The 24,466-nt window shown below is 62.7% G+C and carries 29 protein-coding genes; 21 read left to right on the forward strand and 8 right to left on the reverse strand.

The annotated features are described in order from the left end of the window. The first annotated feature begins 40 nt into the window (after positions 1-40). The 14 genes from KO516_RS21895 to KO516_RS21960 all read left to right on the forward strand — a co-directional run bounded on the left by KO516_RS21895 (position 41) and on the right by KO516_RS21960 (position 12,554). Positions 41-577, forward strand: a complete 537-nt coding sequence (locus tag KO516_RS21895) for a cytochrome b (protein WP_216005908.1) — start codon at positions 41-43, stop codon at positions 575-577. Between the two features lie 62 nt (positions 578-639). Next, positions 640-1,815 carry a DUF1566 domain-containing protein gene (locus KO516_RS21900; RefSeq protein ID WP_216005909.1) on the forward strand — a complete coding sequence of 392 codons (1,176 nt, stop codon included), beginning with the start codon at positions 640-642 and terminating at the stop codon, positions 1,813-1,815. A 24-nt stretch (positions 1,816-1,839) separates the two neighbouring features. Further along, positions 1,840-2,859, forward strand: coding sequence for a YHYH protein (locus KO516_RS21905; RefSeq protein ID WP_216005910.1), 1,020 nt, complete (start codon positions 1,840-1,842; stop codon positions 2,857-2,859). 25 nt (positions 2,860-2,884) lie between these two features. Further along, on the forward strand, positions 2,885-3,526 hold the full coding sequence (locus tag KO516_RS21910) for a PEBP family protein (protein ID WP_216005911.1): 642 nt from the start codon (positions 2,885-2,887) through the stop codon (positions 3,524-3,526). 186 nt (positions 3,527-3,712) lie between these two features. After that, complete coding sequence (locus KO516_RS21915; RefSeq protein WP_216005912.1) at positions 3,713-4,246, forward strand: RICIN domain-containing protein; 534 nt, start codon at positions 3,713-3,715, stop codon at positions 4,244-4,246. A 658-nt stretch (positions 4,247-4,904) separates the two neighbouring features. Beyond that, a complete protein-coding gene (locus KO516_RS21920; RefSeq protein WP_216005913.1) occupies positions 4,905-5,720 on the forward strand; it encodes a creatininase family protein in 816 nt (271 codons plus the stop codon). Beyond that, the gene (locus tag KO516_RS21925; protein WP_216005914.1) at positions 5,717-6,490 is read left to right on the forward strand and encodes an ABC transporter ATP-binding protein; all 774 of its coding nucleotides are present in this window, start codon (positions 5,717-5,719) and stop codon (positions 6,488-6,490) included. The genes KO516_RS21920 and KO516_RS21925 overlap by 4 nt, the downstream gene beginning before the upstream one ends. Beyond that, positions 6,468-7,319: an ABC transporter permease gene (locus KO516_RS21930; RefSeq protein ID WP_216005915.1), complete on the forward strand. Its 852-nt coding sequence runs from the start codon at positions 6,468-6,470 to the stop codon at positions 7,317-7,319. The genes KO516_RS21925 and KO516_RS21930 overlap by 23 nt, the downstream gene beginning before the upstream one ends. After that, positions 7,309-8,481: an amidohydrolase family protein gene (locus KO516_RS21935; protein WP_216005916.1), complete on the forward strand. Its 1,173-nt coding sequence runs from the start codon at positions 7,309-7,311 to the stop codon at positions 8,479-8,481. The genes KO516_RS21930 and KO516_RS21935 overlap by 11 nt, the downstream gene beginning before the upstream one ends. After that, positions 8,478-9,845: an FAD-binding oxidoreductase gene (locus tag KO516_RS21940; RefSeq protein WP_216005917.1), complete on the forward strand. Its 1,368-nt coding sequence runs from the start codon at positions 8,478-8,480 to the stop codon at positions 9,843-9,845. The genes KO516_RS21935 and KO516_RS21940 overlap by 4 nt, the downstream gene beginning before the upstream one ends. Positions 9,846-9,865: 20 nt before the next feature. Continuing rightward, on the forward strand, positions 9,866-10,855 hold the full coding sequence (locus KO516_RS21945; protein WP_252737797.1) for an ABC transporter substrate-binding protein: 990 nt from the start codon (positions 9,866-9,868) through the stop codon (positions 10,853-10,855). Between the two features lie 11 nt (positions 10,856-10,866). Further along, positions 10,867-11,460: an NAD(P)H-dependent oxidoreductase gene (locus KO516_RS21950; RefSeq protein ID WP_216005919.1), complete on the forward strand. Its 594-nt coding sequence runs from the start codon at positions 10,867-10,869 to the stop codon at positions 11,458-11,460. Positions 11,461-11,469: 9 nt separating this feature from the next. Continuing rightward, entirely contained in the window at positions 11,470-11,922 is a 453-nt protein-coding gene (locus KO516_RS21955) for a RidA family protein (RefSeq protein ID WP_216005920.1), read from the forward strand. After that, positions 11,919-12,554, forward strand: a complete 636-nt coding sequence (locus tag KO516_RS21960) for a TetR family transcriptional regulator C-terminal domain-containing protein (RefSeq protein WP_216005921.1) — start codon at positions 11,919-11,921, stop codon at positions 12,552-12,554. Before KO516_RS21955 ends, KO516_RS21960 begins: the two co-directional genes overlap by 4 nt. A gap of 49 nt (positions 12,555-12,603) precedes the next feature. Here KO516_RS21960 and KO516_RS21965 read toward each other — a convergent pair whose 3' ends face one another. The 4 genes from KO516_RS21965 to KO516_RS21980 all read right to left on the reverse strand — a co-directional run bounded on the left by KO516_RS21965 (position 12,604) and on the right by KO516_RS21980 (position 15,889). Further along, entirely contained in the window at positions 12,604-13,248 is a 645-nt protein-coding gene (locus tag KO516_RS21965; protein WP_216005922.1) for a DsbA family protein, read from the reverse strand. Next, positions 13,245-13,391: a hypothetical protein gene (locus KO516_RS21970; protein ID WP_216005923.1), complete on the reverse strand. Its 147-nt coding sequence runs from the start codon at positions 13,389-13,391 to the stop codon at positions 13,245-13,247. The genes KO516_RS21965 and KO516_RS21970 overlap by 4 nt, the downstream gene beginning before the upstream one ends. A 75-nt stretch (positions 13,392-13,466) precedes the next feature. Beyond that, on the reverse strand, positions 13,467-14,672 hold the full coding sequence (locus KO516_RS21975; protein WP_216005924.1) for a multidrug effflux MFS transporter: 1,206 nt from the start codon (positions 14,670-14,672) through the stop codon (positions 13,467-13,469). Positions 14,673-15,010: 338 nt separating this feature from the next. Continuing rightward, entirely contained in the window at positions 15,011-15,889 is an 879-nt protein-coding gene (locus KO516_RS21980; RefSeq protein ID WP_216005925.1) for a LysR substrate-binding domain-containing protein, read from the reverse strand. A 97-nt stretch (positions 15,890-15,986) separates the two neighbouring features. Here KO516_RS21980 and KO516_RS21985 point away from each other — a divergent pair, with 97 nt between their 5' ends. Beyond that, positions 15,987-16,691: an SDR family oxidoreductase gene (locus KO516_RS21985; protein ID WP_216005926.1), complete on the forward strand. Its 705-nt coding sequence runs from the start codon at positions 15,987-15,989 to the stop codon at positions 16,689-16,691. Next, on the forward strand, positions 16,681-16,932 hold the full coding sequence (locus KO516_RS21990; RefSeq protein ID WP_216005927.1) for a DUF6552 family protein: 252 nt from the start codon (positions 16,681-16,683) through the stop codon (positions 16,930-16,932). Before KO516_RS21985 ends, KO516_RS21990 begins: the two co-directional genes overlap by 11 nt. 116 nt (positions 16,933-17,048) lie before the next feature. On the opposite strand, the gene KO516_RS21995 is transcribed toward KO516_RS21990, so the two are convergent. Continuing rightward, entirely contained in the window at positions 17,049-17,939 is an 891-nt protein-coding gene (locus KO516_RS21995; RefSeq protein ID WP_216005928.1) for an AraC family transcriptional regulator, read from the reverse strand. A 165-nt stretch (positions 17,940-18,104) separates the two neighbouring features. On the opposite strand from KO516_RS21995, the gene KO516_RS22000 reads away from it, so the two are divergent. Together KO516_RS22000 and KO516_RS22005 are read left to right on the forward strand one after the other, a co-directional pair. Further along, the gene (locus KO516_RS22000; protein WP_216005929.1) at positions 18,105-19,052 is read left to right on the forward strand and encodes an SDR family oxidoreductase; all 948 of its coding nucleotides are present in this window, start codon (positions 18,105-18,107) and stop codon (positions 19,050-19,052) included. A gap of 79 nt (positions 19,053-19,131) precedes the next feature. Further along, positions 19,132-19,638 (forward strand): hypothetical protein, encoded by a 507-nt coding sequence (locus KO516_RS22005; protein ID WP_216005930.1) that lies wholly within the window; start codon positions 19,132-19,134, stop codon positions 19,636-19,638. A gap of 317 nt (positions 19,639-19,955) precedes the next feature. On the opposite strand, the gene KO516_RS22010 is transcribed toward KO516_RS22005, so the two are convergent. Further along, a complete protein-coding gene (locus KO516_RS22010; protein WP_216005931.1) occupies positions 19,956-21,026 on the reverse strand; it encodes an alcohol dehydrogenase family protein in 1,071 nt (356 codons plus the stop codon). 82 nt (positions 21,027-21,108) lie between these two features. Between KO516_RS22010 and KO516_RS22015 the strand changes: the two genes are divergently transcribed. Next, the gene (locus tag KO516_RS22015) at positions 21,109-21,618 is read left to right on the forward strand and encodes a TetR/AcrR family transcriptional regulator (RefSeq protein ID WP_252737799.1); all 510 of its coding nucleotides are present in this window, start codon (positions 21,109-21,111) and stop codon (positions 21,616-21,618) included. Positions 21,619-21,719: 101 nt separating this feature from the next. On the opposite strand, the gene KO516_RS22020 is transcribed toward KO516_RS22015, so the two are convergent. Continuing rightward, positions 21,720-22,301: a TetR/AcrR family transcriptional regulator gene (locus KO516_RS22020; RefSeq protein ID WP_216005933.1), complete on the reverse strand. Its 582-nt coding sequence runs from the start codon at positions 22,299-22,301 to the stop codon at positions 21,720-21,722. A 174-nt stretch (positions 22,302-22,475) separates the two neighbouring features. On the opposite strand from KO516_RS22020, the gene KO516_RS22025 reads away from it, so the two are divergent. Both KO516_RS22025 and KO516_RS22030 read left to right on the forward strand, forming a co-directional pair. Then, positions 22,476-22,838 (forward strand): hypothetical protein, encoded by a 363-nt coding sequence (locus KO516_RS22025; protein ID WP_216005934.1) that lies wholly within the window; start codon positions 22,476-22,478, stop codon positions 22,836-22,838. Between the two features lie 12 nt (positions 22,839-22,850). Beyond that, positions 22,851-23,933 carry an NAD(P)/FAD-dependent oxidoreductase gene (locus KO516_RS22030; RefSeq protein ID WP_216005935.1) on the forward strand — a complete coding sequence of 361 codons (1,083 nt, stop codon included), beginning with the start codon at positions 22,851-22,853 and terminating at the stop codon, positions 23,931-23,933. A gap of 302 nt (positions 23,934-24,235) precedes the next feature. Here the strand turns inward: KO516_RS22030 and KO516_RS22035 are convergent. Continuing rightward, positions 24,236-24,466 (reverse strand): integrase core domain-containing protein (locus tag KO516_RS22035; protein WP_216005936.1); only part of this gene is annotated, 231 nt, incomplete at its 5' end.

Here is a 24,466-nt window from a genome sequence, read left to right on the forward strand (position 1 = left end):
TTCCGCCAAACGTAAGAGCCGTAACGGCCCGGAGACAATCATGACAACCCTTGCAGACTCAGCCGACCGATACGGTCCTGTCAGCCGCGCGCTTCACTGGGGCATGGCGGCGCTTTTCGCGGTGCAATTCCTGTCCGCCGCGGCACATTGGGCGCTCCCCCGTGAAAACGCCCTGCGCGAAACCCTCTGGAGCTTCCACCCCGCGCTGGGGGCGACGCTGTTCCTGCTGGTCCTGCTGCGCGGGGTCTGGGGGCTGGCCAATCTGGCAAACCGCCCGCCCCATCCGGGCAGGACCGGGCGCGTTGCCGTTGCCGGGCATGTGGCGATCTACGCGCTTATGGTGATCGTGCCCGCGGTGCGGCTTCTGGCCGCCGCTGGCAGCACCCGGGGGCTTGATTATTTTGGCATTCAGATCTTTGCGGCCCGCGAGGTCGAGGTCGCGTGGATGCAGGCTGCGGCCCAATGGCATGACGAATTGGGCTGGTGTCTGGCAGGGCTGGTGCTGGGGCATATCGCCATGGCGACGCTCTGGCATCGCCTGATACAACGGGACGGCGTTCTGGAACGCATGGCCTGACAAATCTGATTTTCTCCGAAAGGAAAGGTATCCCGATGATCTGCGGCACCCGACTGTTCTCAATGACCGCACTGCTCGCACTCTGTATCCAGCCCGCCCACGCTCAGGGCCTTGCCTATCCGGTGGTCGACACGATGCAGGACAGCTGCTTTGATCTCGTTGGTGATGCGATCCCCTGCCCCGCCGAGGGCGAGCCCCTTCATGGACAGGATGCCCAATACACGCTGACCCCGGCCTCCTATACCGATCTGGGCGACGGCACGGTTCTGGACAACAACACCGCGCTTGTCTGGCAGCAGACCCCGCAAAAGGACCGCCTTCAGTACGCCGACGCGCTTGGCTATTGCGCCGCTCTGGAACTGGGCGGGCGCACGGACTGGCGCGTGCCGTCGATCAAGGAGCTCTATTCGCTTGCCGACAATCGCGGCGAGCTGCTGACCCCCGAGCAAGGCGAGCCGACCCCCTACATCGACACCAGCGTCTTTGATTTTTCCTATCCCGACGGGCGGATGGCCTTTGCCGGCCAGTACTGGAGCTCGACGCTTTATATCAAGGGGCCGGTTCAGAATGGCCGCAATCAGGCCGCTTTCGGGTACAACTTTGCCGACGGGCACATCAAGGCCTATGGCACCGGGCTTGATTTCTACACCGGCGCGGCGGCCAGCGGCGGATTGCCCGGACAAGACGGCAAGACACCGGGCAATTTCGTGCGCTGCGTCAGCGGCGATGAAGGCGTCTACGGTGTGAACGCCTTTACCCCCAACGGCGACGGCACGGTCAGCGACGAGGCCACCGGCCTGATGTGGCAGCAGGCCGATGACGGTATCCGCCGCGAATGGGCCGAGGCGCTCGCCTATTGCGAGGCGCTTGATCTGGCCGGCCATGACGACTGGCGCCTGCCGTCATCCAAGGCGTTGCAAAGCATCGTCGATTATCGCCGCACCGGATTTCCCGCGATCGACCAGAGCGTGTTCGACATCACCGAGGATTCCGAGACGCTGGATTACTGGACCAGCACCACCTTTGGCGACTGGAAGAACTACGCCAATGTCATCGCCTTCGGCAAAGCGCTTAGCAAGTCGGGCAATCAGACGGACTATACCGACTGGCACGGCGCAGGGGCGCAACGCTCGTCGATCAAGACCATCATCGATCAGGAAATGACCGAAGACACCACCTGCTCGGTCAATGCCTGCGATTACAATCGCTCCGACAACCTCGTGCGCTGTGTGCGCTGACAGTCCTTCAGGAAAGGTTGATAGATGATCCCCGGCCCCCGCATGATCGCAAGATCCGTTCTGCCCGCCCTGATGCTGACCGCCACGGCGGCGCAGGCGCAAACCGAGGCCGAAACCGCAAGGTTCGACCAGCTTGTCGCCCGGTTTCAGACAGCAACCATCGTCGGCGTGCCAAGCATCGCCGATTGCACCCTGTCCGGCGGAACCGAAAGCCTGTGCTTCAAGATCACCACCGTGGCGGCACCGTCTGACCATATCACCGGCCCCTTCTGCCCGCGCACGATCAGTGACACCGCCGAACAGGGCGGGACATGGTTCGTCGATGGCAAGGTGCGGGATGTCGACGGCGCGTTCATTGCCAATCTCGCCGAGATATATGGCGACGATGCCTGGCAGATGTATGACCCGGAAACCGGCGAGATCTATCGGCGCGGCGAAGAGATCGGCTGCATCGTCGCGGGCGATCCGCACAACGAGACCGGCCAGCCCGACAATATCTGCGTCGATTGCGAGCTCGGCTATATCGGCACCACCGTCACCCAGACCTATTTCATCCCGCTGACGCCTGTCGCCGCGACCGACATCAGCGGGCGCATCGGCCCGGACTCCGGGATCGGGCTGGCGTTCAACGGGGTGAAGTTCGATGCCCCCGCCCCGATGGACCTGATCCTTGGCGGGCACACGCTTGGGCCGTTCGATGATTGCACCGGGCATATCAACCCGCATACCGGCTATCACTACCACGGCGTCACCGACGGCTGCGGCGTGCGGATTCCGGCAGATGTCGATGGGCATGCCGAGATGATCGGCGTCGCCATGGACGGCTTTGACATTTATGCCCGCCTTGGCGCGGATGGCGCAGAACCGGACGATCTTGATGCCTGCCGGGGCCATGATGTGGATGGGCTGGGCTATCATTACCACGTGAGCGCAGCGGCGGAAAATCAGGTGATCGGGTGCTTCACCGGGCAGACCGGATGCAGCACCGGCGATCCGGATGCGATTTGCGATGCCTCCGCCCGGCGCGGCCCGCCGAGACCATGAACAATCCCCCGTCAGGAGTCCCCCGATGAAACACAGCCTCACCGCAGCAGCAGCGCTTTGCCTCACCGCCAGCGCCCTGAGCGCCGAGACCTATTCCGCCGATGTCTGGGCCGACAACTGGTTCGAGATGCGCGTCAACGGGGCGCAGGTCGCCGAAGACAGCGTGCCGATCACCACCGAGCGCTCGTTCAACGCCGAAAGCTTCACCTTCGAGGCCGAGCGCCCCTTTACCATCGGCCTCGTCGCCAAGGACTTCATCGAGAACGACACCGGCCTCGAATACATTGGCACGCGGCGCCAGCAGATGGGCGACGGCGGCGTGATCCTGCAGATCACCGACGCGCAAGGCACCCACGTCGCGCTCAGCAATGCCGACTGGCGATGCCACGTCATCCACACCGCCCCGCTCGACAAATCCTGCGAGAACGAGGCCAGCCCGGTCGCGGGCGAAGGCGTCTGCACGTTCGACATCTCGGCAGAACCCGAAGGCTGGGACGAGGCCAGCTTCGATGCGTCGGATTGGCCGCAGGCCGATGTCTATTCCGCGGCGCAGGTGGACCCCAAAATGGGGTATAACGATGTGGCGTGGGCCAAGGATGCGGATTTCATCTGGGGGCCGGATCTAGAGCAAAGCAACACGGTTCTGTGTCGCCTGACGGTCGAATGAGCCTGCCGATACACGCCGCCGCGCGGGGCGCATTCGCGATTGATGCGGGCTTTCGTGCCGAACGCCGCTTCGGTCAGCATGCGCCATCACCGGCGGCGGGCTGTCACACCGCCGAAACGCAGGACCGCCGATGCCACCTGTAGGCGCGGCCCGCCAATCAAAGACCCCATCGCAAGGACATACGCCATGATCAGACACGCCGCTCCTTCCGCCGCAATCGCCGCCCTGCTCAGTGCCGGAATGGCGCAAGCCAACACTGTCGAGGTCTATCTCGTCGACCCGCTCGACAATCTTCAGAACGGCTATTGCGTCGATATTTCCGGGGGTCAGGGCCCGCTGGCAGACCCTTCTGCCGGATTGCAGGGCCACACCTGCTACAGCCCGTCCGGCAATATTTTCGTCGATCAGGGCTTTGGGCCAGACCGGTTTGCCGATGGCATCTTTTATATGCCGGAGTTCGACGTCTGCATGCAGGCGCCCTCGACAGAGCCCGGCACGGCGCTGGAGCTTGTGAGCTGCGACGGCTCTGAGGCGCAAAACTTCATCTTTTCCGGCGCGGGCACGATCACACCCGCCTCCGCTCCGCAGCTCTGCGTGACCGTCGGCGCAGACACACGCTTTGGTCGCAGCGAGGAAAACCAGATCAAGGCCTTGACGCTTGAGCCCTGCACCGATGCGCGGGCCGCCTATCAGATCTGGGGCAACCGCAGCGCCGAATGAACCGCAAGCCCTGCGGGTCGCATCCGAAGGCTCTACAAGCGGCCTATGGCGAGGCCTCTGCGCAAGACGATAGCGCAGGCCCCGCCGGGCGCGCCGGGGGATTGATCCGTCGCAGCCTGTCAGGGCCGCCTCGACGGGGCTCCACCACGTTGATCTCCAAGCTTTGCAACTGGCGGGGGCAGTCCCCGCCAAACGGGCACTTGCGAACTGGTTCAGGCCGCGCCCAACGGGGCGCTCGCTTTGCGGGGCGGCGCCGAAAAAGAGCCCTCCAATGTGAAATGTTTCGGTCCGAGCTTGGCACATTGATGCCGACGCAGGCGGCTTCGGCATCACCGCGCTGCCTATTCTGAATGGCGCGGCGTCGTGGGGAAGACCGTTCCGGCTCGGGACTCACATGGCGTGATCCGGGCGCCTGAAAACAGCCCTCGCCCCCGGTGTTGCGCTTAAATACCAAGCACTCAGGCGAACCAATCCACATGAACAAACCAATTGGTTTGACTATTCACACCACCCCATTGCTTTCTATGACCGACCAGCGAGGGTCTGATGCCGGATTCGTTCACCAGCAAGCGTGTTCGGCGGGTGCCAGCGCCAGTTTACAGGGTTTCCGTGGGCCTCATCGCTCGGCGTGACCGATCCATGACGAGCGAGGACTGACATGCAGCACCGATTTTGGACGCATTATACGGCACGTGATTTTGCAGCCCTCGACCGCGAGAGCCTGATTGCGGTGCTTCCCATCGGCGCGATCGAACAGCACGGGCCGCATTTGCCCCTGTCGGTGGATCAGGCGATTGTCGATGGCATCGTCGCGGCGAGCGCACCGTTGATCCCTGATGACGTTCCGGCGCTGTTCCTGCCGACCATGCCGGTCGGCAAATCGACCGAGCATTCCGCATGGCCCGGAACGCTGACCTTTTCCACGCAAACGCTGATCTCGATCTATACCGAGATCGGAGACAGCGTCGCGGCCGCCGGGGTGCGCAAGCTGGTGTTCCTGAACTCTCACGGCGGGCAGATCGCGGTGATGGATATCGTGGCGCGCGATCTGCGGATCAAACACAACATGCTGACCGTCGGGGCGAACTGGTTCGCCATGGGCCTGCCCGAAGGCCTGCTGACGCCCGAAGAAGAGCGCTTTGGCATTCATGCGGGGGATATGGAAACCTCGGTGATGCGGGCCTTGCACCCCGATCACGTGCAGATGGAACATGCCCGCGATTTCCCGGCGAAGGCGGCGGAACTGGCGGGCAAGTTCAAACATCTGGGATTGTCGGCGGCAGGCAAACTGGGCTGGCAGGCGCAGGACATGAACGCCGCAGGCGCTTGCGGCGACGCGAGCAAAGCGACAGCCGAAAAGGGCGAAGCGTTCATTCAGCACGCCGCCGAGCAGATCGTCACCCTGCTGCAGGAAGTGCACGCAACGCCGCTGTCGTTCCTTGAGACCGAGGCAAACCCGGAGGCCCACGCATGAGCACTCCCATCATACGGATGGATCGCGTCACGCGGCGCTTCGGCAAGGATGTTCTTGCTGTCGACAATATGTCGATGGACATCGAGGCCGGCGAGTTCATCAGCTTTCTCGGCCCGTCGGGGTGCGGCAAGTCCACCGCGCTCAAGATGATCGCCGGCTTGCTGCCGGTCAGCGCGGGCACGATTGACATCGAAAGGCCGTCGGGCGCCTCGGAACAGGACCTCGCCTTCGTGTTTCAGGAACCAACCCTGATGCCTTGGGCCACGGTGTTCGACAATGTCTACCTGCCGCTGCGCTTGGCCGGTGTGAAACGCGCCGAGGCCATGCCGCGGGTGATGGCGATTCTGGCCGAGGTCGGGCTGACGAAATTCGCCAAAACCTATCCGCGCGCCCTGTCCGGGGGCATGAAGATGCGGGTGTCGATCGCGCGGGCCATGGTCACGCACCCCCGCATCCTGCTGATGGATGAACCCTTCGCGGCGCTCGATGAAATGACGCGCTCGAAGCTGAACAATGATGTGGTGCGACTGGCCAAAGAACACGGGCTGACGGTGATCTTTGTCACCCACTCGGTGTTCGAAGCCGTCTACCTGTCGAGCCGCATCATCGTCATGGCGGCCCGCCCGGGGCGCGTTGCCGCCGATATCCCGATGCAAACGCCATGGCCGCGCGACGAAAGCTGGCGCACCAGCGTCGAATTCTCTGCCGTCGCGCAAAGCGTTTCGGAAACGTTGAAAGGGACATTGCATGTCGACGACCTTGATCACTGAAGACACGGATGCGCCGATCAACACCGAACAGCAAAGCCGCGAGAAACGGGACCGTCTGCTGTCATGGCTGATGCCGATTGTCATGCTTGGGGCAGCCATCGGCTATTGGGAATGGGCGGTCTGGTATTTCGAAGTGCCCCACTACCTGATCCCCGCGCCCAGCCGCATCGGGCAAACCCTGATCACCGATGGCCCGTCCCTGATGGTCTCGGCGTGGTTCACCGTGAAGCTGACGCTCTTGTCGCTGCTGCTGGCGGTGGTCGGCGGCGTGGCGCTTGGCGCGCTCTTTGCCCTGTCGCGCACCGTCGAGATGAGCCTGTTTCCCTTTGCCGTCATCTTGCAAGTGACGCCGGTGGTGGCGATTGCGCCGCTGATCCTGATCTATGTGCATTCCACCTTTGCCGCCCTGCTGATCTGCGCGTGGATCGTGGCCTTCTTCCCGATCCTGTCGGGCACCGTGATCGGGTTGCGCTCGGCGGATCACAACCTGCGCGATCTGTTCACGCTGTATCGCGCCACGCCGTGGCAACGGTTGCGGTTCCTGCTGGCCCCGTCCGCCTTGCCGCAGTTCATGTCGGCGCTCAAGGTCGCCGGTGGTCTGGCATTGATCGGCGCCGTGGTGGCGGAATTCGTCGCCGGGGCTGCGGGGCAGAACACCGGGCTTGCCAGCCGGATCATCGAATCGTCGTTCCGAAGCGAGATCCCGCGCATGTTCGCGGCCCTCGTTCTGGTGTCGCTGCTGGGCATCGTGATCTTCCTGCTGACCTCGTGGGCCTCTCGCCGCGTGCTTGGCCACTGGCATGAAAGCGAGCTGCGCCGTGAGCATTGATCTTTCTTGCATCCGGCTGAACGGTGAGACGGTCAGCCTGACCCTGCGAGATGGCCGGATCGCGGCGATAACGCCAACGCAAGGCCCGGCCACCGCCGTTGCCATGCCTCTGCCGGTCGATCCGCATGTCCATCTCGACAAGACCTTTACGATCAGCCGCTGCAGCGACATCAAGCCCGGCCTGTTCGGAGCAATCGAGGCCTGCCACGCCGACGCGGATCACTGGACCGAAGACGATCTGCACAGCCGCGCGTCCAAGGGCCTCGCAGAGGCCTACGACAATGGCCTGAGCGCGCTGCGCAGCCATGTGGACTGGGTGCAGCCCGAGCCCCCGCTGGCCTGGTCCGTGCTCAACCAGCTTGCCGGCGACTGGCAGGGCAAACTCAGCTTGCAGCTTGCCGCGCTTGTCCCGCTGGATCTGCTCAGCGACGAAGAGTCGGGGCGCCGGATCGCCCGTCGGGTTGCCGCGGATGGCGGTGTTCTGGGCTGCTTTGCCTATTGCAACGAAGACCTCGACGCCAAGCTCGAAAAGGTCTTTCGCCTTGCCGAACATCACGGGCTACCACTGGATTTCCATGTCGATGAGGGCCTGTCCATCGACGCCTGCGGGTTCGATACGATTGTCGCCCTGACGGCGAAATACGCCATGTCGGGCCGTGTGCTTTGCGGGCATGCCTGTTCGCTGTCGATCCGCCCAGAGGAGGACGTGGCCCGCGTGATGGAGGCGGCCGCGAGGGCGGGCACCGCCCTGACCGTTTTGCCGACGACCAATCTTTATCTGCAGGACATGCAACAGGGGCGCAGCCCGCGGCTGCGCGGGCTGGCTCCGATGCAAGAGCTGCGCAATGCCGGGGTGAATGTCGTGCTCGGGGCGGACAACGTCGCGGACCCGTTCTATCCGCGCGGCTGTTACGACGCGATCGACACGCTTCGTCTGGCCTGCCTTGCCAGCCACCTTGACCCGGCTGACTGGGTGGGCGCGATTTCATCCAATGCCGCGCGGGCCATGGGGCTTGCCAGCCGTGAGCTGACCGTGGGGGCACCCGCCGATTTCCTGCTGATTGGCGGCACCGACTGGGGCGATGCCCTGCGCAACCCCCGCGCTGCCCGCCGGGTGATCCGCGCCGGGCAAACTCATTCCACAGAAAAGGACGCAGCATGAGCGTTTCCGCAGAGCGCATCGCCGCATTCCGCGCCGATATTGGCGACATCGCCTGTCAGGATCAGCAGCGGGTGCTCGAGGTAAAGTCGAAGGACTATTACTGGTACTCGCAGATCCTGACCGAACAGCTGGACGGCAAGCTGGGGCAGATCGTGGTCTTGCCGACCACCGAAGAGCAGGTGATCACCGTCGCCGCCGCCGCCGCGAAACACCGTATTCCCGTCACCGTGCGCGGCGGCGGCACCGGCAACTACGGGCAATGCGTTCCGATGCAAGGCGGCATCATCCTTGATGTGACCAAGCTCAACCGGGTGCTGGAAATCTCGCAGGGTCGCGTGATCTGTCAGGCCGGCGCGCGGATCGAAGCGGTGGAAACCGCTGTGGCCGAGACCGGCCAGATGCTCACCATGTTCCCGTCGACCAAGCGGCTGGCGACGATTGGCGGCTTCATGTCGGGCGGCTCTGGCGGCATCGGATCGTTGCGCAACGGCATGCTGCGCGATGGTGGCAACGTCAGCTATGTGCGGGTCGTTACGGTCGAGGAAACCCCGCAGGTGATCGAACTGCGCGGCCCCGATATCCTCAAGGTGCAGCACGCCTATGGCACCAACGGCATCATCACCGCGATGGATTATGCGCTGATGCCTGCGGTTGACTGGCAGCACACCATTGCCCTGTTCGATGGCTATGACACCGCGCTGGCCTGTGCCACCGATGCGCAGGAAGATGGGATTGATGCCTATCTGATGACCGTGGTCGAGCGCCGTTTCGCACGTTTCTACAAGCGGCTCGAAGGGGTTTTCCCGTCTGATCGCGACGCGGTGTTCGCGATGGTCGCACCATCGGATGCCGAAGCCTTTGCCGCCAAGGTCGCGGCGCATGGCGGCACGGTGACGGTGTCCAAATCGCTGCATGATCTTGAAGCGGCAGGGCTTCCCGCCACGTGGGAATGCGGCTGGAACCACACCACCTTGCAGGCGCTGAAACACGAGCGCGGCGAGTGGACCTATCTGCAGGTGGCCTACCCGCGCCCGTTTGACCCCGCGCTCGCGCTGCGCCAGCAGGAACGTTACGGTGAAGAGCTGTATTTTCACCATGAGATGGCGCGGATGGATGGCGATATCCAGATTTTCGCCCTGCCCATCCTGCGCTGGACCAGCCGCGCGCGCACCTACGCGATCATCGACGAACTGGAGCGTCTGGATGGCTGCACGGTGTTCGATCCGCATGTCATCACCATCGAGGATGGCGGCATGAAGGAAATCGATAGCGCGCAGATCGACTTCAAGAAACGCGCGGACCCGCACGGATTGATGAACCCCGGAAAAACACGGGGATGGACCGCCGACATGGCACAAGACTGACCCGGATTAGGACAATGGACATGATGAAGAACTGGCTCCTCGCGGCTCTGAGCGCGACCCTCGCCACAGGCGCTGCCGCGCAAGACAAGGTCGTTTTCGCGACGAACTGGCTGGCTCAGGGCGGCCATGGCGGGTTTTATCAGGCGCTGGCCGATGGCACCTACGAGGAATTCGGCCTCGACGTTGAAATTCAGCAGGGCGGGCCGCAGGTCAACAACCGCCCGATGCTCGCCGCCGGGCGCATCGATTTCCTGCTGACCGGAAACCTGCTGCTGTCTTTCGACAACGTGCGCAATGGCATTCCGACGGTGGTGGTTGCGGCCTATTACGAAAAGGACCCGCAGGTTCTGATCGCCCATGAAGGCCAGTACGAAGGCTGGGACGATCTGGCGAGCGCCCCCGAAGTGCTGATCGGCAAGGATGGCCAGTTCAGCTTCTGGCAGTGGATGACCGCCTCGCAGGGCTTTAGCGACGAACAGCTGCGCCCCTATGGCTACAACCTTGCCGGCTTCCTCAATGATGAAAAGATGGTGCAGCAGGGCTACGCCACCTCCGAGCCGCTTTATGCCGCGAAACAGGGCGCGCCGGTCGATACCTTCCTTCTGGCGGATCAAGGGTGGAGCACCTATGCCTCGACGATCGAAGCCCGCGTCGAGATGGTCGAGGACAACCCCGATCTGGTGCAGCGCTTCATCGATGCCTCGACCATCGGTTGGTACAACTACCTTTACAATGATCCCTCGCTTGGCAACGCGGCGATCATGGAAGCCAACCCCGAGATGACCGCCGAAGGGCTGGCCGCCGAGGTCGAGCAGCTGCTGGCTCTGGGCATCATCGGCTCGGGCCTTCAATCCGAGCTCGGCATCGGTGCCATCGATCTGGACCGGGTGCAGGCCTTTTATGACACCGTGGTCGATGCGGGCATCCTCGAAGAGGGGTCAGTCGATCTGTCCAAGGTCGCCACCGATCAATTCGTCAACCACAAGGTTGGCATGGACCTTTTGAAGTAAAGGATCGGCAGATGCGCCTGCTCGTTGTCTTTTCGCACCCAAGCCAGGAAAGCTATGGCGCTGCCCTTTATGAAACCGCCTGTCGCACGTTGCGTGCGGCGGGCCACGACTTGCGCTGCCATGATCTCTACCGCGAGGGGTTCAACCCCGTCCTGTCCACAGATGAGTGGCATGGATACCTCGACAAGACCGATCAGATCATCGCCCGGCACCCTGACCATGTCGCGGATCTGCTCTGGGCCGAAGGCATCGTGGTGATCTATCCAACATGGTACTACGGCCCGCCCGCGATGCTGAAAGGCTGGCTTGAACGGGTCTGGCTGCCCGGCATCACCTTCGAGGTGTCCGACGCCAAGCAACGCCGCCCAAAACCGAAGATGTCGCATATCCGCCTGTTCGTCGGAATCACCACATCGGGCAGCCCATGGTGGTGGATCAAATTGATCCGCGATCCGGGCCGCAGCCTCTGGACCCGCGGGTTGCGCGTGCTGTTCAACCGCCAGTGCAAGACGGTCTGGCAGCAGCTATACAACATGAACCACACCAGCGATGCCGACCGCGCGGCATTTCTGAGGAAAGTCGAACGCCGCTTGGCGTCATTGTAGGAAAGCGTCATGTCAGACACCGCAAAACCCCTTGCCCGTTATTCCGCATGGACCCGGCGCGGCGATTTCATCTTTCTGTCCGGGGTGATTGCCGTCGACCCGCAGGCGGGAAAGATCATCACCGGCTTTCAGGATCTGCCCCCGGAAATCGGCCCGATGATCGGGCAGACGGGCGAGTTTTCGGTGGATGCCAAGGACGGCCCCATCCTAGCGCAAAGCTGGTTCGTGTTCGACCGCATCCGCGCCACGATGGAGGACGCGGGCGGCACCATGGCGGATGTCTTCAAACTGGTGCAGTATTTCCGCAATCTTGGTGATTTCCCGCGCTACAACACGGTGCGCCGGATGTTCTTTCCCGAGACGCCTCCGGTGTCGACGGTGGTCGAGGTGTCGGCGATGATGCCCTCGGAAACGATCGTCATCGAGGTCGAAGCAACCGCTTATTTGCCGGAAAAACCGTGACCCGCCCCGATCTCGCGCAGAAACGCGCTGACCTGAAGCTTCAGATCCGGGAGGCCGCGATCAAGGAGTTTGCCGAGCATGGTCTTGCGGGCACCTCGACACAAGGGATCGCCGATCGCGCGGGCATCACCAAGAACAAGCTGCATTATCACATCGAGAGCAAAGAAGAGCTTTATCAACAGGCTCTGGACCATGTGCTGACGATCTGGGCAGAGATGTTCAGCGGCATCGATTTGAATCAGGGCCCCGAGATCTTCTTGGCCGATTATATCGCCCGCAAGATCAGGTTTTCGCTGACCCACCCGGCCGAGGTGAAGATGTTCACCGGCGAAGTGATGCGCGGCGCTCCGTTCCTGCGCGAACATTGGGCCGGATCGCGCGACGTTACCCATGCCGCCGCCGCGCAGATCCAGAAATGGGTGGCGGATGGGTCGATCCGCCCCGTCGACCCGATGCTGTTGCAATTCAACATCTGGGCCATGACAGAGGCCTATGCCGTGCTTGGCCCCGAGCTGCGGTTCATGCTGGATCTCGACGAGGGCGCGGCTCTGGACGAAGACGCCATATGCGCCGAGGTTACGGCGCTGGTTGTACGGGGGCTGAGGCCTGACAGAGAAACGGCGCGAGCGTAGCGCTGATCCGGCGGGGTCGAAACCTTCGCCCCCGGTTCAAGGCACCCCCTCAGCTCCTCATCTCGGCAAGTTGCGACAGGATGCTGGTGTAATTGTCCACGCCCTGCGCGCCGGTCACGAGGTGCTTTTTGTCAAACACCACAGCGGGCACGCCGGTGATACCCTGCTGTTGCCAGAACTGTTCGATGCCGCGCACGTCATTGGCAAAGCGTTGATCGTCAAGCACGGCGGCGGCCTCGGCCCGGTCCAGCCCGATTTCGCCAGCAATATCGGCCAGCACGGCATCGTCCGACAGGTTGCGCTGCTCGGTGAAATGCGCGGCGAACAGCGCCAGCTTCAGATCGTGTTTGCGCCCCTGCGTGCCGGCCCAATGCAAAAGCTGATGGGTGTTGAACGTGTTGTGCATGCGCGAGTCTTTGGTCCACCGGAAATCAAATCCCAGATCATCGCCCAGCGCCTTCATCTGCTGTCGCGATTGTTCGGATTGCTCCGGCGTGCTGCCATATTTCTCAATGATATGTTCGCGGGTGTTCTGGCCTTCGGGGGGCATTTGCGGGTTCAGCTCGAACGGATGCCAGTGGATTTCATGCTCGGTGCCAGCGGCCTCCAGCGCTTGCGACAACTGCCGGTAACCGATGATGCACCACGGGCACATCACATCGGAAACGATATCGATACGTAGAGGAGTGGTCATTTTTGCACGTTCCGTTCTTGGCAGCTGACATGGCGGCTGACCGGCCCGCTGCCGGTTCGTAGATCATTGATTTCAAGCGGCAGCGCGCAGGGCTTCGCCACCAGACCTGTGGTCAGATAGGTCCCCTGTTCGCCATTTTCCATAGGTTGCGCCAAGATCGGCAGTGGAACTGGCAAGACCGAAAGGATGACCGGGCCGCGGGGCGTTGTTGGGACGCGTCAGGCCTGTTGTGGCAGTTTCCCTGCAACGAAAGGTCGATGCCGGACCATCAGCCAGAGCAGGCTGCAGGTGGTGCCGATGACAATCAGCAGGATGCCGTAGTTGCGGATCAGATCGTGGGAATTGGCCGACACGATCTGCACGCCTGCCGCCCCCATCAGGGTTCCGCTGAACTGGATCAGGGCCGCAGCCGATCCGGTATCCCTTGTTTGCTGATCCAGCAGCAGGTTCGCGCCCGGAACCCGCATGACGATCACTGAAATGGTGATCATCGCCGCCAGCGCTGCAAAGATCCACGGGGATTGCCCGCCAAGGAACAGCATCGCCGCCCCCCCGGAAAACACCACCGCAAAACAGGTCGTGATGATCGTCTGAACCGGAATGAACCGGGACAGCCGCAGGTACAGAACCGGCCCAAGCGTGGCGCAAGCGGCGTTGAAGGCGAAGATAAAGCTGAACGCCTGCTCTGACATGCCAAAACCGTCGATATAGACGTAGGCCGCGATCCCAAGGAAGGACAGCAGGCACATTGGCATCAGCGAGAACACCAGCAGCAGGTAGGCGAAACGCGGGTTCGCCAGCACCACGCCAAGGCGGTTCCATGATTTCAGCACCGGGGCGGTGGATCTCTCCACCATGGTTTCACGAAACAGCGCGACAAGCCCGCCCGCGAGGCACCCGAACACCGCCAGAACGACAAACATCGCCCGCCAGGTCGCCACCTTCAGCAGGAATGCCCCCAGAACCGGGGCGACCATCGGCGCAATGATCACCAGTGACATGACCGTCGCCATGACCTTTTCGCGTTCACGCCCGTCGAACAGATCCTTCACGATCGAAGTACCGACAACCGTGACCCCGCCGCCCGCAAGCCCTTGCAGGATGCGAAAGACAATCAGGCTTTCGACATTGAAGGCGAAGGCGCAGAGCAGGCTGGCCGAAATGTAGATCGCCAGCGCCGTGAACAGGATCGGCTTGCGCCCTGTCCGCTCGCTCAACGGCCCCCAGAACAGCATGCCAATGGCAAACGAGACCATATATGCGCCAAGCGTCAGATTGATCATCGCGTGGCTGGTCGCAAAGATCTCTGCCATGCGCGGCAACGCCGGAAGATACAGGTCCATGGTCAAAGGGGGAAACGCCCCCAGAACGATCAGCAAAAGAAGTGTTCCGCGTTTGCCCAGTTTTGGCTGATCAACGTTCATTTCAATACGTCCTGTCATGCATTGCCGGTTGTTCGGCGCGCTGTCGCCGGCCCTGTTTCCGGGGCTAGCGACGGCAAGGGTCTGTGCGGCGTCACCCGCCTGACGATTTCAGTGTCACGCACCAGCCGGGCGTGATTTGTGATCCGGATCGCAACGCCCTGCGGGCCGAATCCCTTTGGGACATCGGCTGCCACGCCGCCCCTAGAGCCGCTGGGTTGCGCAGCTGCGCCATGCACGTCAACCCATTGATCCTGCATGCCGCCCATGGCACGGCCAAAATTGACACAGGGGTGGCGCCTGCCCAAGATGATGGCTGCCACCCGCAATCAAAGCGGCACTCAGCGCTGTTTTCCGGTTTCAGATGTCAGCCAGTCGATTGCCTCTTTCACGGCTCCCTTCGAAGCCATGTTTCGCGGTGACAGCAGGTAGAACCCCTGCGCGTCATTGGCAATAGCGTGCCCAAGCTCGATGAGCTTGGCGTCGTGAATTTCCCTCAGCACCAGAAAACGACTGACCAGCGCAACCCCTTGTCCGGACACGGCAGCATCGACCGCCAGCGCCGTCTGGCTGAGTTGCAGGCCGCGTTTGCTCTGATCGGGCACGCCGATCTGGGCCAGCAGCTTGGGCCAGAGATCATGGCTGTCGTGTATCTTGGGCAAGCGCGACAGGATCTCCGGGTCGAGCGGCAGCGCCTGCCCCTTGACCAGTGTCGGCGCGGCGACTGCGATCACCTCTTGCCGAAACAGCAATGTCGCGTCGAGCGCGGCTCCGAACGGGGGTTTGCCCTGTCGGATCGCCAGATCGATGCCATCGCTGTGAAAGCTGGAAACCCGTTCCGTCGCAAGGATGCGCAAATCAATATCCGGGTGCTTTTGCGCAAAATCCGGAAGGTTGGGGATCAGCCATTTGGCGGCAAAGGTCGGCGTGACGCTGATCAGAACCTTGCCCGGCTCTGGCTTTATCTGCGCCGTGGCAGCGCGTAATTCCTCGAACGCTGCGGAAATCCTGCCGTGGTAGCGCCGCCCCGCGGGCGTCAGGGCCAGACCTTTGGGCAGCCTGTCAAAAAGCATGGTGCCCAGATGCGCTTCGAGCTGGCGCACATGTTGCGCCACGGCGCCTTGCGTGACGCCCATCTCGTCGGCGGCCGCCCGGAAGCTGAGACGGCGCCCGGCGACATCAAAGGCACGCAGCCCGTTGAGAGGAGGAAGGTTCGGCATCTCTCGATAGTATTTCTATCGCCAGAGGAGATCAATTCTCGTTCGCGCGGCACGTATATGTCGCCTATCTCTGCTTCCAGAGATGATGGAGATGGACATGTCAGTAGAAAAAGTAGCACTGGTGACGGCTGGTGGCAGCGGCATGGGCGCCGATGCCGCGCGCAGGCTTGCGGCGGACGGGTTCAAGGTCGGGGTCCTGTCGTCCTCGGGCAAAGGCGAAGCGCTTGGCAAAGATCTCGGCGGCTTCGGCGTCACCGGCTCCAATCTGGACATCAGCGCCCTCACCGAACTGGTCGAGGGCGCGCAGAACCGCTGGGGCCGCGTGGATGTGCTGGTCAACTCGGCAGGCCATGGCCCCAAAGGCCCGGTGCTAGAGATCAGCGACGAAGACTGGCACCGGGGCATGGAAACCTATCTGCTGAACGTGATCCGCCCGACCCGTCTGGTCACGCCGCTGATGCAAGAGCAGAACGGCGGCGCGATCATCAACATCTCGACCTTCGCGGCCTTTGAACCTGACCCGTTGTTCCCGACATCCGGCGTATTTCGGGCCGGGCTGGCGGCTTTCACCAAGCTTTATGCCGACAAATACGCCGCGCAGAACATCCGCATGAACAATGTCCTGCCCGGCTTCATCGACAGCCTGCCCGAAACCGAGGACCGCAAGGCGCGCATTCCGATGGGGCGCTATGGTCACGCCAGCGAAGTCTCGTCGCTGATCGCCTTTCTTGCATCCGACGGTGCTGGCTACATGACGGGCCAGAACCTGCGCGTTGATGGAGGGCTGACCCGTGCCGTTTGATGCCGTGGCGGCGATACCATCGCGCGAACGCATGGTGTTCGCAGTCAAATGGGGCGCGTCGGTGCTTCAGATCCTCGGCTACGCAGCGACAGGGTTCGGCTGGACCCCGTGGAACCTGTATTTCTTCATTGTCGGTGTGCTTGGCTGGTTTGCGGTCGGGGTATTGTGGAAGGACAACGCCTTGATGCTGGTCCATATCGTCGCCTTGGGCGGTATGATTGCGGGCATGGCGAGCGGTTGAGGCAAACCGATGCTACGGCCCGACGGGCGCTGCCGCCTTGGCCCCTGCCGACTGCCAACGGTGTCAGCGTTTCACATATCGTGCGGCTTAAGCCCCCCGGAAATGAGACGGATGTGTCACCCCATGCCGACCGACAGATGCTGCGCGTGGCTCCATTGCCTTGGGGATTGCCCGTACAGGCGTTTGAATTCCCGACTGAACTGCGAAGGGCTTACATAGCCGACATCCAGCGCCGCCTCGCTCACACTCATGCCAGCGGCGATCTTCATGGCGGCCTTGTTCAGCCGCATGGATTTGACGAACTGGATCGGCGACATGGTGGTGGCCTGCTTGAACTTGCGGTGAAGCACCGCGCGGCTCATGCCGACCTGCACGGCCATGTCATCGATGGTGACAGGCTCGTTCAGCCGCGTGGACAGGTAGGCGATCGCCCGCGCCACTTCGTTGCCGACGCCATAGGCGCGCCGCGCCGACCGTCCCGCCTCGCCCGTCAGGACGGCGTAGCAGAGTTCCCGTAGCCGCCCAGCGCCCAGCACCGCCAGATCAGTCGGTGTTTCAAGCTGCAAGAGCCGCAGCAGCGCCTCGGTAAAGGCGTCGTCCCACTGCGCAAGAGCAAATCCCTGCGGCAGCGCCCCACCCTCTGGCCTGCGGATCGCCCCGGACGCGCTTTCCATCTCGATGGCCATTTCGGTCATGACGCGCGCATCCAGCGCGATATAGACCCCGAGCAGCGGATTATCGGCTGAGGCTTGCGGGATGCCCGCCTCGATTGGCATCGACATCGGGCAACACATGTACCGGCTGGCATCGTAGACATGCGAATTGCCATCCAGAATGGCTTCCTTGACGCCGCCAAGGATCGCCACGACGCAGGGCTCGACCACCGCCGGAGCGCAGCGCATCGGCTCGCTATAGCGGAAAAGCTGCACGCCTTTCACCCCGGTTTCCACCATGCCATCGCCGCTGATCCGGGCTTGGACGATTTGCGTGATCTGATGCTTGCTCATGGCGCCCACCAAGCACCGGAAAAAGCGACATTGCAACAGGGACGATACAATCAGGCAAGTATACGCGAGGATCGCGCCTATTTCCGCCCCTGCCAACTATCTATCTGTCAGGTCAAGACGAAGGGCGACCCTTCGCACAGCCACATTTTTAGAAGGACCCACGACATGGCAGATACCACATTCGGACCGAAAGGCTGGACGCCCGAGCGCCTCGGCCCGCAGGCAGGCAAGACCTATCTCATCACCGGCGCCAATGCCGGAGCCGGGTTTCAGGCGGCGCGGATTCTTCTGTCGAAGGGGGCGCGGATCGTGATGCTGAACCGCAGCGCCGAGCGATCGACTGCGGCCATCGCCAAGCTGAAACAAGACTTCGGCGCCGGGGCCGAGGTGAGCTTTGTGCGCATGGACCTGTCCGATCTTGCCAGCGTGCGCGCGGCGGCGACAGAGCTGCTCAACACCGTGCCGCGGATCGACGCGCTGATCTGCAACGCCGCCATTGCGCAGGTGCCGACGCGGAAACTGACCGTGGACGGTTTTGAAAGCCAGCTTGGCACCAACCATTACGGCCATTTCTTGCTGTGCGGGATGCTGTTCGATCGCATCGAAGACTCGAAAGGTCGGATCGTGGTCGTGGCCAGCCTTGGCTACAAGATGGGGCTGCGGACGATCCGCTTCGATGACATGAACTGGGACAAGGGTTACAGCGCCAATCCTGCCTACAGCCAGAGCAAGCTGGCGCAGATGATGTTTGCCTACGAGTTGCAGGACCGGGTAAAATCCGCCGGCAAACACGTCGATATCCACGTCTGCCACCCCGGTTCGTCGGCGACCTCGTTGATCAGCACCAGCGGTGGGCTGATGACGCGGGTCACCTGGTGGCTGATGACCAAGACGCCCCTGGTGCAAAGCGCCGAACAGGGTGCCTATCCCGAAGTCATGTGCGCAACCGAAACCGGGCTGGAACAGCGCGCGCTGTATGGCCCCACGGGCCGTATGGGATTCACGGGCCCGGTCGGCAAAGCCCCGCTGGAACCCTACGCCCATGACAAGCCCGTCATGGTCAGGCTATGGGAGCGCTCGGAACAGGACACCGGGTTCAACTGGAACCTGTAAGGCTGTCATGACCGGGCAAAGACGGGGCCAAGCGTCGCCCATCATCCCCAGCGCCACACCTGCTGAAGAGAGGAAACCCATGGATATCTTGAAAACAGCGACGGACTGGACAAAGGCCGAGACACTCTCTTCCGTTGTCTTCATCCTTTTCGGCCTGTCCTTTCTTCTGGCAAGCTGGGGGTTCTGGCACTGGGGAAAAACCGATGTGGCCAAAGCCTATGTCATCCCGATGCTGGTTGCGGGCGGGCTGCTGCTGATCCTCGGGCTTGGGCTGTTCATCCCCAACCAAGCCCGGCTGACCAGCGTTCCACTGGCCCACAGCACCGACGCCTCGGGCTTCATCGCATCCGAGATCGCCCGCGCCGACAAGGTGTTGAACGATTACCGCATCGCCGTTTTCAGGGTATTTCCGCTGATCATCGCGCTTTGCGCGCTGTTGATCCCCGTCCTGACGTTTGCGCACTGGCGGGCGAGCCTCATCACGACCATCGCCATGCTGGCGATCATCCTGATCGTCGACACCAACGCCAACGCAAGACTGGAAGCCTACAAAGCGCAGCTGTCCCTCGCCGCCCGATCAGGGTGATGGGACCGACGATGCAAGAACCGCAAGGATGCGCGATCAGAGCGTTTCGCGGACTGAGATGTTTAGGCAGGCGCTCGGCAAGCCTCTGAGATCTTGTGCCCCCTGCCCTTTTGCGGCCAATCAACTGCCAGAGATGGGAAAGCGTACCCTGTTCCGGGCGCGGCCTTCGCCCCCTGCGCGGCGGCACTTCTGACGGCTCATCGCGCACCGCCCAGACCTGTTCCTTACCCCTCGGGATTACCATTTGCCGGAAACGATGCCGGACTGCGGGGCGAGGACATGGCGCGGCGTCGCCCCCCTCTGCGCGTGCAATCGCGTTAGCCCGTGATCTCGATGCCGATCTTGCCCATGTGGGTTTTCCCGAGAAACGCCTCCTGCGCCGCCCGCATCTCGCGCAGCGGGTAGGTATCGGCAAGGATGGGCCGGATTTCGCCGCGTTCGATATAGTCCACGAGATCGGTGAAGACCTCCGGCGCCTGCCGGGTACTGCCGACCAGCGTCAGATCCTTGAGGTAGAACGTGCGCAGGTCCAGCTCGACAATCGGCCCTGCGATCGCCCCCGACGCCGCGTAGCGCCCGCCAACCGCCAGCGCGTCAAGCAGCGCAGGCCAGCGCGGGCCGCCAACGAGGTCCAGCACGACATCGAAGGCCTCGGCAGGCAAGGCACCATCCCGGCTGAGAACGACATCGGCACCGAGCGCCTCAAGCGCCGATGCCTTGCCCGGGCTGGTCACCGCCGTCACATGGGCACCGCGCCGCTTGGCAAGCTGCACCGCCGCCGAACCGACCCCGCCAGACGCGCCGGTGATCAGCACCCGCTCGGCCGTCAGCTCTGCCCGCTGGATCATGCCCTCGGCGGTCGAGAAGGCGCAGGGAAACGACGCCAGTTCGACATCCGACAGCGGGCTGTCGATGCGCAATGCATGAGCGCTGTCCACCGTGGTGAATTGCGCGAACCCACCGTCGCGCTCTGAGCCGAAAGTCACCAGCGCCTTTGCGTCCCCGCCCGCAGGCCGGTGCATCGGACGCACCAGCACTCGCGCGCCGATGCGAGCCTTGTCCACCGCCTCGCCCACCGCGACGATCTTGCCGCAGCAATCGGCGCCCTGAATGCGCGGAAAGCTGAGCGCGCCGGACCATGCGCCATCGGCATCCGAGGCTCCGTCATAGCCCGTGGTCCCGGCAGCGTTGGTATCGCCGCGCACCGCCTTGGAATACCAGCCGGTGCGGGTGTTCACATCGGTATTGTTGAGCGCTGAAGCGCCGACCCGGATCAGCACCTCGCCCACGCCGGGGCGCGGCACCGGCACGTCTTCGCGCCACTCAAGCTTGTCGAGGCCACCATGGCCGGTCAGAACCATCGCCTTCATCGTGTTGGGGAGTGTCATGGCATCGCTCCGTCAGGTAGAATGTTTACTCTACTTGCGTGGGTAGAGAGATCACTCTACACCGTCAAGCATGACCGATACGATGATCAAGATTGCCGCCGGGCTCGAGCGCGCCTTTGCCGCCCGGGGGTTTGCCGAACCCAGCGTCGAGCATCTGCGCGACGCGGCGGGCGTCAGCCTGCGCACGCTTTACAAATACCTGCCATCGCGCGCCGACATGGTGCTGGCGGCGCTGGAACATCGCCACACCCGTTACCTCGCGCGGCTGTTCGACGATCTGCCAGAGGCGCCAGACGCGGCACTGGATGCGCTGATCGACCGTATCGGGGCGTGGATGGCGCGCGAAACCTCGCATGGCTGCCTGTTTCACGGCGCTGTGGCGGCCGATCCGGGCAGCTCCCGACTGCGCGAGATGCTCCAGCGCCACAAGGGCGAGGTGGCTCATCGCGCCGCCGCCGCGACCGGTCTGCCCGGGCATGAGACCGAGCTGCTGATCATTATGGAGGGCCTCACACAAACTTGGTCGCTACAAGGCGACGCGGTGACCGGCGCGAAGCGGTTGGCGCACAGCCTGCGCAGGCGTGACGGTTAAGGGCTTGGCCAAACTGCAAACGGTCTGGGCGCGTCGAACGACAGCTGACGCGCCATGACGCGGCTTCGCCGCTGAAGGACGATCCGCGCGATGGGCAACCGTCAGCCGGTTGATCGGATGATTTCCCCCCATTCCGTCGGCACGTTCGCGGTAAGCCGGGCGATGACCCTGCTCATGGTTTCGGCATCGGGGGTACATCCCGCCTCGGTCCAATGCAGAAGCACCGCAGCAACGGCCCCCGCATAGAAGCTCGCGACAAAGCCCTGAAGATCTGCCGGAACATGTTCAAGCGGATCATTGGGGGCATCACTGCGCAAGGCGACAAGCTGCGCGCGCATGGACGCCAGCGCATCTTGCCCCGCCTCTCCGCTCAGGATTGCGCGCGAGATATGGGGCTGCGCGGCGACGCGCTCGCAGGCAACAAGGGCGACCTGTTGCATCCAGTCTGCCTCGTTTCCTTCGCTGGAACGGGCGAGCTCGATCTGTTCGGCCATGCCAAACTGCATGCGTGCGTCGACCATGGCCCCGATGCTGTCGAAATGCCTGTACAGGGTCTGCCGACCAACGTTCGCACGTTTGGCAAGGGCGCTGACGCTGATCTCGCCAAAAGGCATTTCGGCAAGCAGCTCATCCAGCGCAGAAAACAGTGCCTGCCGGGTTCGTTCGACGCGCGGATCTGTCATGGGGCTCCTGACCAATGCTGGCTGTTCGAAAACCCTACCAATGGAACACTTGTTCCACAAGTTGCGTCACACTATATACTAAGCTAACTTCATCACCCTCCCGCAGCGGGCCCAGCGCCACTGCACGCTCCTCGAGATCGCAAAAGCAGGGCAAGTTACGAAAGGGACCGCTCCATGACCCCCACCGGACGCCCAGACCGCGCTGGCGATCTGCGCAACGATCCTATCGTGGCGGCCATCGGCGACATCGCCGGGCGGGCCTATGGGTCGTGGCCGGTTCCGCTCTGTCTTGCGGCCAACAACGGCACTGTCATGGCCGAAGATGGAACCGAAGGCCGCATGGCGAGCCAAGGCATTTTCACCGACAAGATGCCCGAGCCCCGGCGCAGCGCCGCAATATCGTCCGGCATGGGCCCCGCCCATCGACGTTTTGAGACCCCTGCCCCACGCAAGCAGATGTCTTTCGGCCATACCCGCACGCCTGACATTCAGGACGCTGGCGCCCCAATTGCGCAGCAAACCGCCACAGATCAGTGAAGGATCGCAAACATGTCCAAACGCATCGCAATTATCGGGGGCGGCTATATAGGCGCGCCGCTTGCGCAGGCACTGGAACGCAGCGCCGATGTCACCTTGATCGAACCGCGCAGCCATTTCGTGCATGCCCCGGCGATGATCCGGGCGGTGGTGGATCCAACGCTGCTGGACCGCGCCCTGATCCCCTATGACGGGCTGCTGGAAAAGGGCCGACGGATCTGCACGCGCGCCACCGGCATCGACGCGAACGGGGTCACGCTGGAAGACGGTCAGCGGGTCGAGGCCGACTGGATCATCGTCGCGACCGGCTCCTCCAACGCCATGCCGTTCAAGCCCGAAGGGGCGGACATTGCCGGGCTGCGCGCCGACAACCAACGCATCCATGCGCAGCTCAAGGCCGCAAAGACCATCGGCATCGTCGGGGCTGGCGCCGTCGGCACCGAACTCGCCGGAGAGATCGCCAGCGCCATGCCGGACAAACAGGTCACGCTGATCTCTTCGGATGCGGCGCTGTTTCCGGCTGTTCCCGGAAAGCTGGGCCGGTCTTTGGCAGACAAACTGCGCAAGATGGGCGTCACACTGATCCTTGGCACGCGCGCAGAGGCTCTGGCCAGCCAGGCCGAGCCCCATGCGGGCAGTCTGACGCTGGGCGGGGTGGAGCATAGCTTCGATCTAATTTTTCCGGCGATTGGCTCGCGCGCCAGTTCGCAGCTGCTGGAAAGCCTGCCGGGCGTCCAGAAATCCACGGCGCAGCGGATCAGGACCGATCCGTGGATGCGCCCGTCATCCTTGCCCAATGTCCTTGCCGCAGGCGACGTTAGCGATGCAGGCGACGCCATGACCATCGTTGCCGCCAGCCGGCAATTGCCCTGGCTGGAACGGACCTTGAAAGCGCTGGTGCAGGGAAAGGCTCTTGAGCGGATGAAACCCTACAAGCCTTGGGGAGCCAAGGCGCCGATCCTCGTGCCGCTTGGCCCCGAACGCGGAAACTCTTTCCTCGTCGCATTCACCGCGGGTGACTGGGTGACCCGAAAGATGAAGGGCGAAGATCTGTTCCTGACCAAATATGGCAAGCTTATGGGCCGCAAGGACTGATCCAGATCATCAGGACACAGTCCCTGTAAGGATACCGATAGGACCGGTTCTCGAAACATGATGCGGTGCATCTGCCGTTCCCGATGGGAAATCGGACGAGCGATTGAGAATGATGGGACTTCGACGCTGATCGGGGCAGCGGCGAATATGTTCTTGTCATGTATTCCACCAATGATCCCGGTCTGTCGCCCCGACAGCCAACGATGATCCTGAACATTTACGCGCCCGATGGGGGTGAAATCAGCGAGCTGGTCCGCTACTCAGGTAATCCCCCCGTTTTTGCGGGGGCTTGGTCGTAGAATTTACGCGGCCATCTTCAGTTTATGGGCGGGTGTCATCCCGCCGTTGCCCATGTTGGGGCGTTCGTTTTTGTAGGACCAGAGAAACTCGGTGGCAATCTGCTGCACCTGGTCGATGGTTTCGAAGATGTGGAGGTCCAGCCACTCGTGCCGGACCGTCCGATTGTAGCGCTCGACATAAGCGTTCTGCTGCGGTTTCCCGGGCTGAATATGGGCTAGGGTCAGGATGCATTG

Origin of the sequence: Citreicella sp. C3M06, assembly GCF_018860705.1 — a bacterium.
In the GTDB taxonomy this organism is placed as follows: Bacteria; Pseudomonadota; Alphaproteobacteria; order Rhodobacterales; family Rhodobacteraceae; genus Salipiger.